General features: G+C 74.0%; 11 protein-coding genes. All 11 read left to right on the forward strand.

Translation table 11 applies throughout. The features are described 5' to 3' along the window. Nucleotides 1-74 precede the first annotated feature (74 nt). The 11 genes from argC (at nucleotide 75) to tyrS (ending at nucleotide 11,830) form a co-directional block, all read left to right on the forward strand. The gene (gene argC / locus QRT04_RS15025) at nucleotides 75-1,139 is read left to right on the forward strand and encodes an N-acetyl-gamma-glutamyl-phosphate reductase (RefSeq protein ID WP_289456340.1); all 1,065 of its coding nucleotides are present in this window, start codon (nucleotides 75-77) and stop codon (nucleotides 1,137-1,139) included. Continuing rightward, nucleotides 1,136-2,338 carry a bifunctional glutamate N-acetyltransferase/amino-acid acetyltransferase ArgJ gene (argJ, locus tag QRT04_RS15030; protein WP_289456342.1) on the forward strand — a complete coding sequence of 401 codons (1,203 nt, stop codon included), beginning with the start codon at nucleotides 1,136-1,138 and terminating at the stop codon, nucleotides 2,336-2,338. The genes argC and argJ overlap by 4 nt, the downstream gene beginning before the upstream one ends. Then, entirely contained in the window at nucleotides 2,335-3,318 is a 984-nt protein-coding gene (argB, locus tag QRT04_RS15035) for an acetylglutamate kinase (protein WP_289456344.1), read from the forward strand. Before argJ ends, argB begins: the two co-directional genes overlap by 4 nt. Continuing rightward, nucleotides 3,315-4,592, forward strand: coding sequence for an acetylornithine transaminase (locus QRT04_RS15040; protein ID WP_289456345.1), 1,278 nt, complete (start codon nucleotides 3,315-3,317; stop codon nucleotides 4,590-4,592). The genes argB and QRT04_RS15040 overlap by 4 nt, the downstream gene beginning before the upstream one ends. Continuing rightward, nucleotides 4,589-5,521 carry an ornithine carbamoyltransferase gene (argF, locus tag QRT04_RS15045; RefSeq protein WP_289456347.1) on the forward strand — a complete coding sequence of 311 codons (933 nt, stop codon included), beginning with the start codon at nucleotides 4,589-4,591 and terminating at the stop codon, nucleotides 5,519-5,521. Before QRT04_RS15040 ends, argF begins: the two co-directional genes overlap by 4 nt. Further along, a complete protein-coding gene (locus QRT04_RS15050; RefSeq protein WP_289456348.1) occupies nucleotides 5,518-6,072 on the forward strand; it encodes an arginine repressor in 555 nt (184 codons plus the stop codon). The genes argF and QRT04_RS15050 overlap by 4 nt, the downstream gene beginning before the upstream one ends. 112 nt (nucleotides 6,073-6,184) lie before the next feature. Next, nucleotides 6,185-7,423 (forward strand): argininosuccinate synthase, encoded by a 1,239-nt coding sequence (locus tag QRT04_RS15055; protein ID WP_289456350.1) that lies wholly within the window; start codon nucleotides 6,185-6,187, stop codon nucleotides 7,421-7,423. After that, the gene (gene argH / locus QRT04_RS15060) at nucleotides 7,416-8,846 is read left to right on the forward strand and encodes an argininosuccinate lyase (protein ID WP_289456351.1); all 1,431 of its coding nucleotides are present in this window, start codon (nucleotides 7,416-7,418) and stop codon (nucleotides 8,844-8,846) included. The genes QRT04_RS15055 and argH overlap by 8 nt, the downstream gene beginning before the upstream one ends. A 92-nt stretch (nucleotides 8,847-8,938) precedes the next feature. Beyond that, on the forward strand, nucleotides 8,939-9,451 hold the full coding sequence (locus tag QRT04_RS15065; protein WP_289456352.1) for a uridine kinase family protein: 513 nt from the start codon (nucleotides 8,939-8,941) through the stop codon (nucleotides 9,449-9,451). A 320-nt stretch (nucleotides 9,452-9,771) separates the two neighbouring features. Then, nucleotides 9,772-10,470, forward strand: a complete 699-nt coding sequence (locus QRT04_RS15070) for a DNA-3-methyladenine glycosylase (RefSeq protein WP_289456353.1) — start codon at nucleotides 9,772-9,774, stop codon at nucleotides 10,468-10,470. 100 nt (nucleotides 10,471-10,570) lie between these two features. Continuing rightward, on the forward strand, nucleotides 10,571-11,830 hold the full coding sequence (tyrS, locus tag QRT04_RS15075; protein WP_289456354.1) for a tyrosine--tRNA ligase: 1,260 nt from the start codon (nucleotides 10,571-10,573) through the stop codon (nucleotides 11,828-11,830). Nucleotides 11,831-12,376: the final 546 nt, after the last annotated feature.

Consider the following 12,376-nt stretch of genomic DNA (forward strand, 5'->3'; position numbering starts at 1 on the left):
AACGCGCGACCCGCGTGTCGGCATTCCGAGAAACGTGCGTGCATGGCTGTGCGGAACTCCGTATAGTCATGCACATGACGTTCTCGGTCGCGGTCGCCGGAGCCAGCGGCTACGCGGGCGGCGAGATGCTGCGCCTGCTGCTGGCCCATCCCGAGGCGCGCATCGGCGCCCTGACGGCCCACTCGAGCGCGGGCTCGCGCCTCGGCGAGCACCAGCCGCACCTGCGCGCGCTCGCGGAGCGCGTCATCGAACCGACGGGCGTCGAGACGCTGGCCGGGCACGACGTCGTCGTGCTCGCGCTGCCGCACGGCGCGTCGGGCGCGATCGCGGCGGAGCTCGAGGCGCGCGGTGACGGCGCGATCGTCGTCGACCTCGGCGCCGACCACCGGCTCGTGGACGCCGACGCGTGGACCGCCTTCTATGGCAGCCCCCACGCCGGCACCTGGCCGTACGGCATGCCCGAGCTGCTGACCCCGGGGGAGCGCACCGCGGCCGCGCAGCGAGCCGCCCTCGCCGCGACCCGACGGATCGCCGTGCCGGGCTGCAACGTCACCGCGGTGACACTCGGCCTCCAGCCGGGCGTCGCGGCCGGCCTCGTCGAGCCCACCGACCTCGTGGCTGTGCTCGCCAACGGCTACTCGGGTGCCGGCAAGAGCCTGAAGCCGCACCTGCTCGCGTCCGAGGGCCTCGGCTCCGCACAGCCCTATGCGGTGGGCGGCACGCACCGGCACATCCCCGAGATCGCGCAGAACCTCCGGTCGGCGGGCGCGGCGGACGTCACGATCTCCTTCACGCCCACCTTGGTGCCGATGGCCCGCGGCATCCTCGCCACCGCGACCGCCCGCCTGGCGGCGGGGGCGGACCCGGCCGCGGTCCGCGCCGCGTGGGAGCACACCTACGCCGACGAGCCGTTCGTCCACCTGCTGCCCGAGGGGCAGTGGCCCACGACGGCGTCGACGCTCGGCGCGAACACCGCGCTCGTCCAGGTCGCCGTCGACGCGGCGGCGGGTCGCGTCGTCACGGTGACCGCGATAGACAACCTGGTCAAGGGCACCGCCGGCGGCGCCCTGCAGTCCCTCAACCTTGCGCTCGGCCTGCCCGAGACGCTCGGCCTCCCCGTGGACGGAGTCGCACCGTGAGCGTGAGCACCCAGGACCGTTCCCCCGGCGTCACCGCGGCCGCGGGCTTCCGTGCGGCGGGCGTCACCGCCGGCCTCAAGCCGTCGGGCCGCCCCGACCTCGCGCTCGTCGTCAACGACGGGCCCGCGCAGGTGGGCGCCGCGGTCTTCACCACCAACCGCGTCCAGGGCGCGCCGGTCAAGTGGTCGCGCCAGGCCGTGGCCGACGGCGTCGTGAGCGCGGTCGTCATGAACTCGGGCGGCGCCAACGTCTCGACGGGCGCGGCGGGCTTCCAGGACGCGCACAGCACGGCGGAGCGCGTCGCCGCGGCGCTCGGCCTCTCAGCCGGCGACGTCGTCGTCGGCTCGACGGGCCTGATCGGCGAGCGCCTGCCGCGCGAGATCCTGCTGGGCGGCGTGGACCAGGCGGCCGCGGCGCTCAGCACCACCGGCGGCCTCGACGCGGCGGTCGCGATCATGACGACCGACACGGTCCCGAAGACCGCTCACCTGACGATCCCCGGCGACTTCGGCACCTGGACCGTCGGCGGCATGGCGAAGGGGGCAGGCATGCTCGCGCCCGCCCTGGCGACGATGCTGTGCGTCATCACGACGGACGCCGTCGTCGACGCCGCGACGGCCGACCGGGCGCTGCGCACCGCGACGAGCCGCACGTTCGACCGCATCGACTCGGACGGCTGCATGTCGACGTCCGACACCGTGGTCCTGCTCGCCTCGGGTGCGAGCGGCGCCGCGCCGGACCCCGAGGGCTTCCTCGCCGGCGTCGAGGCGGTGTGCGCGCAGCTCGCGCAGCAGCTCGTCGCGGACGCCGAGGGCGCGACGCACGACATCAGCATCACGGTGATGGGCGCGACGACCGAGGAGGCGGCGGTCGCCGTCGGCCGGGCGGTCGCGCGGTCCAACCTGTTCAAGGCCGCGATCTACGGCAACGACCCGAACTGGGGCCGCGTCCTGGCGCAGGTCGGGACGGTGCCCGAGGACGTCGCGCCGTACGACCCCGACGAGCTCGACGTCACGATCAACGGCGTCCAGGTCTGCAAGGCCGGTGCCGCGCACGAGTCCCGGTCGAAGGTCGACCTGCGCGCGGGCCGGCTCGTCACGGTGCTCGTCGACCTGCACGCGGGCAGCGAGGTCGCGACGGTGTGGACCAACGACCTCACGCACGACTACGTCACCGAGAACAGCGAGTACTCCACGTGAGCAACGCAAGCACAGAGGACTTCGTCTTTAGCACTCTCACCGACCTGCGGCCCGACCAGAAGGCCGAGGTGCTGATCGAGGCGCTGCCGTGGCTGCAGAAGTTCGCGGGTGCGTTGGTCGTGGTCAAGTACGGCGGCAACGCGATGATCGACGAGACGCTCAAGCGTGCGTTCGCCGAGGACATGGTGTTCCTCCGCCAGGTCGGCCTCCGCCCGGTCGTCGTGCACGGTGGCGGCCCGCAGATCAACGCGATGCTCGACCGCCTGGGCATCTCCTCGGAGTTCCGCGGCGGCCTGCGCGTCACGACGCCCGAGGCGATGGACGTCGTCCGCATGGTGCTCACGGGCCAGGTGTCGCGCGAGCTCGTGGGCCTGCTGAACGCGCACGGCCCGTACGCCGTGGGGCTCTCGGGCGAGGACGGCGCGCTGTTCCAGGCCCGCCGCCGCACGGCCGTGGTCGACGGCGTGGAGGTCGACGTCGGCCAGGTCGGCGACGTGGTGGAGGTCAACCCGGGTGCCGTGCTCGACCTGCTCGACGCGGGTCGCATCCCCGTCGTCTCCACGGTCGCGCCCGACATCGACGACCCGACGCAGGTGCTCAACGTCAACGCCGACACCGCGGCCGCGGCGCTCGCGGTGGCACTCGAAGCGCGCAAGCTGATCGTCCTCACCGACGTCGAGGGCCTGTACACCAGCTGGCCCGACAAGTCGTCGCTCGTGCGCCGGCTGCGCGCCTCGGCGCTCGCCGAGCTTCTCCCGAGCCTCGACTCCGGCATGCGCCCCAAGATGGAGGCCTGCTGGCGCGCCGTCACGGGCGGGGTCGGCCGCGCGCACGTCATCGACGGTCGCGCCCCCCACTCGATCCTCGTCGAGGTCTTCACCACCGACGGCATCGGCACCATGGTCTTCCCCGACGAGGAGCCCGCCGCCGCCCCGTTCACGCGGCCCGTCCCGCTCGTCCACCCGGAGGTCTCGGCATGACGACGCAGCCGACCGCACGCCACCGCGCCGACGTGGCGCCCGACGCACTGCCCGTGCCCGCCACCGACGGCTCGGTCGCGCAGTGGACCGACCGGTACTCCCACGCGGTCATGGACACGTTCGGTCCGCCGCAGCGCGTGCTCGTGCGCGGCGAGGGCCCCTACGTGTGGGACGCCGACGGGAGGCGCTACCTCGACCTGCTCGGCGGCATCGCGGTCAACTCGCTCGGCCACGCGCACCCGACGCTCACCGCGGCGATCAGCGCGCAGCTCGGCACCCTCGGGCACGTCTCGAACTTCTTCGGCAGCCCGACGCAGATCGCGTTCGCGGAGACGCTGCTCGCGCTCGCGGGTGCGCCCGAGGGCTCGCGCGTCTTCCTGACGAACAGCGGCACCGAGGCCAACGAGGCGGCGTTCAAGCTGGCCCGCCGCACGGGCCGGCCGCGCATCCTCGCGCTCGAGAACGCGTTCCACGGCCGCTCGATGGGTGCGCTCGCGCTCACCTGGAAGCCCGCGTACCGGGAGCCCTTCGAGCCGTTGCCGGGCGGCGTCGAGTTCGTGCCGTTCGGCGACGCCGGCGCGCTCGCGGACGCGATGGGCGACGACGTCGCCGCGCTGTTCGTGGAGCCGATCCAGGGGGAGGCGGGCGTCCGCCCGCTCCCGCCGGGCTACCTCGCGGAGGCCCGCCGGCTGACGCGCGAGCACGGCGCGCTGCTGATCCTCGACGAGGTGCAGACCGGCATGGGCCGCACGGGCCGCTGGTTCGCCCACCAGCACGACCACCTCGGCGGTGGGGTCGTGCCCGACGCCGTGACCGTGGCCAAGGGCCTCGGTGGGGGGTTCCCGGTCGGCGCGCTCATCGCGTACGGCCCCCAGGTCGCGGCGCTGCTCGGCCGCGGGCAGCACGGCACCACGTTCGGCGGCAACCCTGTCGCGTCGGCGGCCGCGCTCGCGACGATCGGCGTCATCGAGCGCGACGACCTGCTCGCGCACGTGTCCGAGCTCGGCGCGTGGATCCGCGAGGCGGTCGCGGCGCTGCAGCACCTGCTCGTCACCGACGTGCGCGGCGACGGCCTGCTCGTCGCGATCGAGCTCGCCGGCCCCGTCTCGGCAGCCGTCGCGGCGCGCGCGCTCGACGCGGGCTTCATCGTGAACCCGTGCACGCCGACGACGCTGCGGCTCGCCCCGCCGTTCGTCCTCACCCAGGACCAGGCGCAGACGTTCGTCGACTTCCTGGCCGCGCTGCCGGCCGACCCCACGGAGCTGACGGCATGACGCGCCACTTCCTCGCCGACGACGACCTGACGCCCGCGGAGCAGCGCGCCGTCCTCGAGCTCGCGCTCGCGTTCCGCGCCGACCGGCAGGTCCGCACGCCGCTCGCGGGGCCGCGCGCGGTGGCCGTCATCTTCGACAAGCCGACGCTCCGCACGCAGGTCTCGTTCACCACGGGCATCGCCGAGCTCGGCGGCTACCCGCTGCTCGTCGACGGCAAGCTCGCGCAGATCGGCGTTCGGGAGTCGGTCGCCGACACGGCGCGGGTCCTCGGCCGGCAGGTGTCGGCGATCGTCTGGCGCACGTTCGCGCAGGGGCGGCTCGAGGAGATGGCGGCGACGGCGGGCGTCCCGGTCGTCAACGCGCTCACCGACGACTACCACCCGTGCCAGATCCTCGCCGACCTCGCGACGGTCGCGCTGCACCGCGGCGGCGTCGACGCCCTGGCGGGCCAGACGCTCGCCTTCGTCGGCGACGGCGCCAACAACATGGCGCACTCGTACCTGCTCGGTGGCGCGACGGCAGGGCTGCACGTACGGATCGGCTGCCCGGCCGGGTACGCCCCGCGGGCAGACATCGTCGAGCGCGCGGTGGCGGTCGCGGCAGGCACGGGCGGCTCCGTCGCGGTCGTCGACTCGTTGGCCGAGGCCGTCGCGGGCGCGGACGTCGTCGCGACCGACACGTGGGTGTCGATGGGGCGCGAGGACGAGGCCGAGGCGCGCGAGACGCCGTTCGTCCCGTTCCGCGTCGACGCCGCCGCGATGGCGCTCGCCAAGGACGACGCGATCCTCCTGCACTGCCTGCCGGCGTACCGCGGCAAGGAGGTCACCGCGGACGTGCTCGACGGACCGCAGTCGGTGGTCTGGGACGAGGCCGAGTTCCGCCTGCACGCGCAGAAGGCGCTCCTGACGTTCCTGCTGGAGCAGGGATGAGCGTCACGACCCCGCCGACGAAGGCGGCCCGGCACGCGCAGATCCGCGCGCTCCTGGTCCGCGCGTCGGTGCACAGCCAGCAGCAGCTCGCCGAGCTGCTCGCCGGCGAGGGCGTGCACGTCACGCAGGCCACCCTGTCGCGCGACCTGGTCGAGCTCCGCGCGGTCAAGGTCCGCGCGTCGGGCGGCGGGCTCGTCTACGCGGTGCCGGCGGAGAACGCCGCACGCCCCGAGATGGACCTGTCGTGGGCCCCCGCCGACGAGGAGGTGCTCGCGACCCGCCTGGCGCGCCTGTGCGGCGAGCTCCTGCTGACCGCCGAGTCGTCGGGGAACCTGGTCGTGCTCCGCACACCGCCGGGCGCGGCGCAGTTCCTGGCCTCGGCCATCGACCACTCGGTCCTCCCGGCCGTGCTCGGCACGATCGCGGGCGACGACACGGTGCTCGTCATCGCCCGTGACGAGCCGCCCGTCCCGGCCGGCCGCCCCGGCGAGGTGCTCGCCGGGCGCTTCCTGTCGCTCGCGGCCGGCGCCCGCTCGGAGGCGGCGCGATGACGGGCCGCCCCGGACCGACGGCCCGGCAGCGCGCGCGCACGGCTGCGCCACACTGAGAACGGCCCCCAGACCCTCTTCAGCTCGACCCACCACCACGAACGAAGGAAGAACCATGACCGAGCGCGTCGTCCTCGCCTACTCCGGGGGTCTCGACACCTCCGTCGGCATCGGCTGGATCGCCGAGGCCACCGGCGCCGAGGTGATCGCGGTCGCGGTCGACGTCGGCCAGGGCGGCGAGGACCTCGAGGTCATCCGCCGTCGCGCGCTCGACTGCGGTGCGGTCGAGGCGTACGTCGCCGACGCGCGCGACGAGTTCGCCGCCGAGTACTGCATGCCGGCGCTCAAGGCCAACGGCATGTACCTCGACCGGTACCCGCTCGTGTCGGCGCTGTCCCGCCCCGTCATCGTCAAGCACCTCGTCCGCGCGGCCCGCCAGTTCGGTGCGACCACCGTCGCGCACGGCTGCACCGGCAAGGGCAACGACCAGGTCCGCTTCGAGGTCGGCATCACGTCGCTCGCGCCCGACCTGACGTGCCTCGCGCCGGTCCGCGACCTCGCGCTCACGCGCGACAAGGCCATCGAGTTCGCCGAGAAGCACCAGCTCCCGATCGCGACGACCAAGCACAACCCGTTCTCGATCGACCAGAACGTCTGGGGCCGCGCCGTCGAGACGGGCTTCCTCGAGGACATCTGGAACGGCCCGACCAAGGACGTCTACACGTACACCGACGACCCGACGTTCCCGCCGGTCGCCGACGAGGTCGTGATCACGTTCGAGCAGGGCGTCCCGGTCGCGCTCGACGGCGTGCCCGTCACGCCGCTGCAGGCGATCCAGGAGATGAACCGCCGCGCGGGCGCCCAGGGCGTCGGCCGGATCGACATCGTCGAGGACCGCCTGGTCGGCATCAAGAGCCGCGAGGTCTACGAGGCCCCGGGCGCGATCGCCCTGATCGCCGCGCACCAGGAGCTCGAGAACGTCACGGTCGAGCGTGAGCAGGCGCGGTTCAAGCGGCAGGTCGAGCAGCGCTGGAGCGAGCTCGTCTACGACGGCCAGTGGTTCAGCCCGCTCAAGCGGTCGCTCGACACGTTCGTCGACGACACCCAGCGCTACGTCTCGGGCGAGATCCGGCTCGTGCTGCACGGCGGACGCGCGACCGTCACGGGCCGCCGCTCGGACGCGAGCCTCTACGACTTCAACCTCGCGACCTACGACACGGGCGACTCGTTCGACCAGTCCGCGGCGCGCGGCTTCATCGAGATCTACGGCCTGTCGAGCAAGCTGGCCGCCGCGCGCGACGTGCGGTTCGGCAACGGCGTGGACCTCGGCAACCAGGGCGGCATCAGTGCCTGACGAGCAGGCGGCGTCCGCGCCCCTCGCGCTGTGGGGCGGCCGGTTCGGCAGCGGACCGGCCGCCGCACTCGTCGACCTGTCGCGCTCGACGCAGTTCGACTGGCGGCTCGCCCCGCAGGACATCACGGGCTCGATCGCGCACGCGCACGTGCTGCACGCGGCCGGCCTGCTGACGGACGACGAGGTCGGCCGCATGGTCGCCGCGCTCGAGCAGCTGCGCGCCGACGTCGACGCCGGGGCGTTCGGGCCGAGCCCCGACGACGAGGACGTGCACACGGCGCTCGAGCGCGGCCTCATCGAGCGCGCAGGCACCGAGCTGGGCGGCAAGCTGCGTGCGGGCCGGTCGCGGAACGACCAGATCGCGACGCTCGTGCGCATGTACCTGCGGGACCAGTCGCGCGTGCTCGCAGGTCTCGTGCTCGACGTCGTCGACGCGCTGGTCGGCCAGGCCGCCGCCGCGGGCGACGCGCCGATCCCGGGCCGCACGCACCTTCAGCACGCGCAGCCGGTCCTGCTCGCGCACCACCTGCTGGCGCACGCGTGGCCGCTGATGCGCGACGTCGAGCGCTGGGTCGACTGGGACCGCCGCGCGGCGGTGTCGCCGTACGGCTCGGGCGCGCTCGCCGGCTCGTCGCTCGGGCTCGACCCGGCCAAGGTCGCGGCCGAGCTGGGCTTCGACGCGCCGGTCGAGAACTCGATCGACGGCACGGCGTCGCGCGACGTCGTCGCCGAGTTCGCGTTCGTCGCGGCGATGACGGCGGTCGACGTCTCGCGGATCGCCGAGGAGGTCGTGCTCTGGTCGACCAAGGAGTTCGGCTTCGTGCGTCTGCACGACGCGTACTCGACGGGGTCGAGCATCATGCCCCAGAAGAAGAACCCGGACGTCGCCGAGCTCGCGCGCGGCAAGGCCGGGCGTCTCGTCGGTGACCTCACGGGGCTGCTGACCACGCTGAAGGGCCTCCCGCTCGCCTACAACCGCGACCTCCAGGAGGACAAGGAGCCGGTCTTCGACCAGGTCGACCAGCTCACCGTCCTGCTCCCGGCGTTCGCCGGCATGGTCGCGACGCTCACGTTCGACACCGAGCGGATGGCGTCGCTGGCGCCGCAGGGGTTCTCGCTCGCAACCGACATCGCCGAGTGGCTCGTCCGGGAGGGCGTCCCGTTCCGCGTCGCGCACGAGGTCGCGGGCGCGTGCGTCCGCGCCTGCGAGGAGCACGAGCCGCCGATCGAGCTCTGGGACCTGACCGACGACGAGCTCGCCGCGATCAGCCCGCACCTGACGCCCGCCGTCCGTTCGGTGCTGTCCGTCGAGGGCTCGCTCGCCTCGCGCTCGGCCCACGGTGGCACCGCCCCGGTGCGTGTCGCCGAGCAGCTCGACCGCGCCCGCTCGCGGGCCGCCGACCTGCGCGGCTGGGCGTCCTGACCGCCGACCCGCGCTCGACGGCGGGGCCGGAGAGCCACGCCGTCGAGCGCATCCTGCGCGTCGCGCTGGCGAGCGACCCCCGGCTCGGACCCGTGCGCCTCGTGTGCGTCGACGGCCCTGCGGGCTCCGGGAAGACGACGACGGCCGAGGCGGTGCGCGCGGCGTCCGTCTCCGCGGGCGTCCGCGCCACGGTCCTCCACCTCGACGACCTCTACGAGGGCTGGTCCGGCCTCGAGGGCTCTCTCTGGCCGCGGCTGCGGGCGCAGGTGCTCGAACCGCTGCGCCGCGGCCGCACCGCGCGCTACCAGCGCTACGACTGGCCGTCCGAGCGGTTCGACGACTGGGTCGACGTCCCCGTCCCCGAGCTCCTGGTGCTGGAGGGCTGCGGCAGCGCGCGCCGCGCCGCCGGCGGTCTCGCCTCGGCGCTCGTCTGGGTCGAGGCGCCGCCCGACCTGCGGCTGACCCGCGGCCTCGAGCGCGACGGCACCGCGGCGCGCGACCACTGGCTCCGCTGGATGCACGACGAGGCCGAGCACTTCACGCGCGAGCGCACGCGCGAACGGGCCGACATCCGGCTGGACGCGTTCGGCCGCCTCACGCCCTGACGACCCGACGCACCCGCTCGGCCCGTCCGCGGCCCACCCCGACAGCCCGACGGAACCGCCCGCACGCGGCGCGCGCCGCCGGCCCGACCGAAGCGGCGGACCCGCCGGTGTCGGGCCCGCGCCTCGACCGCGGCGCGCCCGCCGGCCCCGACGGAAGCACCTGACCCGCCAGGCCTGCGTCGCGCCCGCCCGCCTCGACCGAACCGGCCGCCTCGTCCGAACCGCCCGCCTCGACCGAACCGGCCGGCCGCGCCCGCCGACCAGCCGCCGACCCGCAGACGCCCGCCCGCCGACCGGCGCAGGTTTGGCAGGATGTCCGCGTGACCAACCCCGTCGAGGCACCGACCGACGCCGCGGACCCGCGGTCCGTCGTCACCGTGCCCGCGCGGGTCTGGTACGCCCGCGAGGTCCACGCGGTGGCCCGCGACCTGCTCGGCACCTACCTGACGGCGCGCTCGCCCGACGGCGACGTGACCGTCCGCCTCACCGAGGTCGAGGCCTATGCCGGCGCGGACGACCCCGGGTCGCACGCGTTCCGCGGCCGCACGCAGCGCAACGCCGTGATGTTCGCCGAGCCCGGCCGCCTGTACGTCTACCGCCACCTCGGCCTGCACCACTGCCTCAACGTCGTGACGGAACCCGCCGGGCATCCGTCCGCGGTCCTCCTGCGCGCGGGCGAGGTCGTCGACGGCGCCGAGCTGGCGCGCGCCCGGCGCGAGGCGGTCGGCGTCGTCGACTCCGAGCGCCAGCTCGCCCGCGGCCCCGCGCGACTCGCGGTGTGCCTCGGGCTCGACCTGCAGGCCAACGGCGCCGACCTCACCGAGCCGGGTGGCGCCGTGGTCCTGCACCGCCACACGACAGCCGGCCTCCCGGCGCTCGCGACCGGCCCGCGGGTCGGCGTGTCCGGGGCGGGCGGTGACGCGGGGCACTTCCCGTGGCGCTACTGGCTGACGGGCGACCGCACCGTGTCCGCCTACCGGCCCGCGTATCGCTCGCCGGCGCCGGCAGACGCCCCGTGACGGGGCGACGGCGTCGGCCCGAGCCGCGACCTGCTCGCGCGCACACCGCAGACCCTGACGCGCGGACCACCGCGCCCGCACCGACTCCCGGAGAACCGACGTGACGCACATCCTCGACGAGCTCGCCTGGCGCGGGCTCGTCGCCCAGACCACCGACCCCGACGCGCTCCGCGACGCGCTCTCCGGCCGGGTCTCGCTCTACTGCGGCTTCGATCCGACGGCGCCGAGCCTCCACATCGGCAACCTCGTCCAGATCCTCACCGTCAAGCGGCTGCAGGACGCCGGGCACCAGCCGTTCGCTCTCGTGGGCGGCGCCACCGGTCTCATCGGCGACCCGAAGATGACGGGGGAGCGCACCCTCAACCCGCGCGACGTCGTCGCGTCGTGGGTCGACCGCATCCGCGGCCAGATCGAGCCGTTCCTGGCGTTCGACGGCCCGAACGCCGCGACCATGGTCAACAACCTCGACTGGACCGCCGACCTCACCGCCATCGACTTCCTGCGCGACGTCGGCAAGCACTACCGGCTCGGCACGATGCTCGCCAAGGACACGGTCGCGCGCCGCCTCAACTCGGAGCAGGGCATCAGCTTCACCGAGTTCAGCTACCAGATCCTGCAGGGCATGGACTTCCTCGAGCTGTACCGCCGGCACGGCGTGACGCTCCAGACCGGCGGCAACGACCAGTGGGGCAACCTGCTGTCCGGCGTCGAGCTCATCCGCCGCGCCGAGGGCGCGCCGGCGCACGCGTTGACGACGCCGCTCATCACCAAGGCCGACGGCACCAAGTTCGGCAAGACGGAGTCCGGCACCGTCTGGCTCGACCCCGAGCTCACGACGCCGTACGCGTTCTACCAGTTCTGGCTCAACGCGGACGACGCCGACGTCGTCGGCTACCTCAAGGTGTTCACGTTCCGTACCCAGGACGAGATCGCCGAGCTCGACGAGGCCACGACGTCCCGGCCGGCGGCCCGTGAGGCGCAGCGCGCGCTCGCGCACGACGTCACGTCGCTCGTCCACGGCCGCGACGCGGCCGACAAGGTCGTGGCGGCGTCGCAGGCTCTGTTCGGCCGGGGCTCGCTGGCGGACCTCGACCCTGCGACGCTCGCGGCGGCCGTGGCCGAGCTCCCGTCGGCGGCGGGCCGCGCGGGCGACCCGATCGTCGACCTCCTCGCGGCCACGGGCGTGGTCAAGAGCAAGGGGGAGGCGCGCCGCGCGATCGGGGAGGGCGGCGCGTCCGTCAACAACGTCCGCGTCGCCGACGAGAACGCCGTCCTGGCGCCCGACGACCTGCTCCACGGCCGCTGGGCGGTCCTGCGCCGCGGCAAGCGCACCCTCGCCGTGGTCGACGCGACGCGCTGACCAGCACCGACGCGCGCGCGGGGCGTGGTGACCGCCGTCACCACGGCCGGGATTTGCCTCGCCCCCCGCGCGCCGCGTAATGTCTTCCAGGTCGCCCGGCAGGGAGGAACGGACACCGAGACTGAACTCGGTGGCTGGTCCCGAGGGTGGCCACCCAACACGAACCGAACGCCTCTGGGCGTCTCTCCGTCGTGTCGGGGCTGGACGGTCGGCGCCGGCCGAGGACGAAGGTCCTCGCAGCGTCGCCACGAACGTCCGGTAAGATCTTCGAGCCGAACTTCGGACCCGCGCCTCACGGCCAAGGGTAAGGAATTCGACGAAGAGCGATTCCGAGAACGCCGAGAGGCCGATTCGGAAAAGCGAAAGAGATCCGCTAGGATCGAGAACGACAAAGCCTCTTGCGAAGGTCGGAAGACCGGAGAAGATGCGCGTCTGTTCCTTGAGAACTCAACAGTGTGCCAAGTAGTCGATGCCAATATGGCTCGCCTGGGTGTTTGCCTGGGTGGGTGTTGGCGTTGATTGACCGGGCTTGTTCGACCCCCGTCG

Source organism: Cellulomonas alba (genome assembly GCF_030362835.1).
Taxonomy (GTDB): domain Bacteria; phylum Actinomycetota; class Actinomycetes; order Actinomycetales; family Cellulomonadaceae; genus Cellulomonas; species Cellulomonas alba.

Coding starts and splice junctions, on each gene's coding strand:
- argF (WP_289456347.1), top strand. CDS start 4,589: ATGACGCGCCACTTCCTCGCCGACGACGACCTGACGCCCGCGGAGCAG.
- argC (WP_289456340.1), top strand. CDS start 75: ATGACGTTCTCGGTCGCGGTCGCCGGAGCCAGCGGCTACGCGGGCGGC.
- QRT04_RS15040 (WP_289456345.1), top strand. CDS start 3,315: ATGACGACGCAGCCGACCGCACGCCACCGCGCCGACGTGGCGCCCGAC.
- QRT04_RS15055 (WP_289456350.1), top strand. CDS start 6,185: ATGACCGAGCGCGTCGTCCTCGCCTACTCCGGGGGTCTCGACACCTCC.
- QRT04_RS15050 (WP_289456348.1), top strand. CDS start 5,518: ATGAGCGTCACGACCCCGCCGACGAAGGCGGCCCGGCACGCGCAGATC.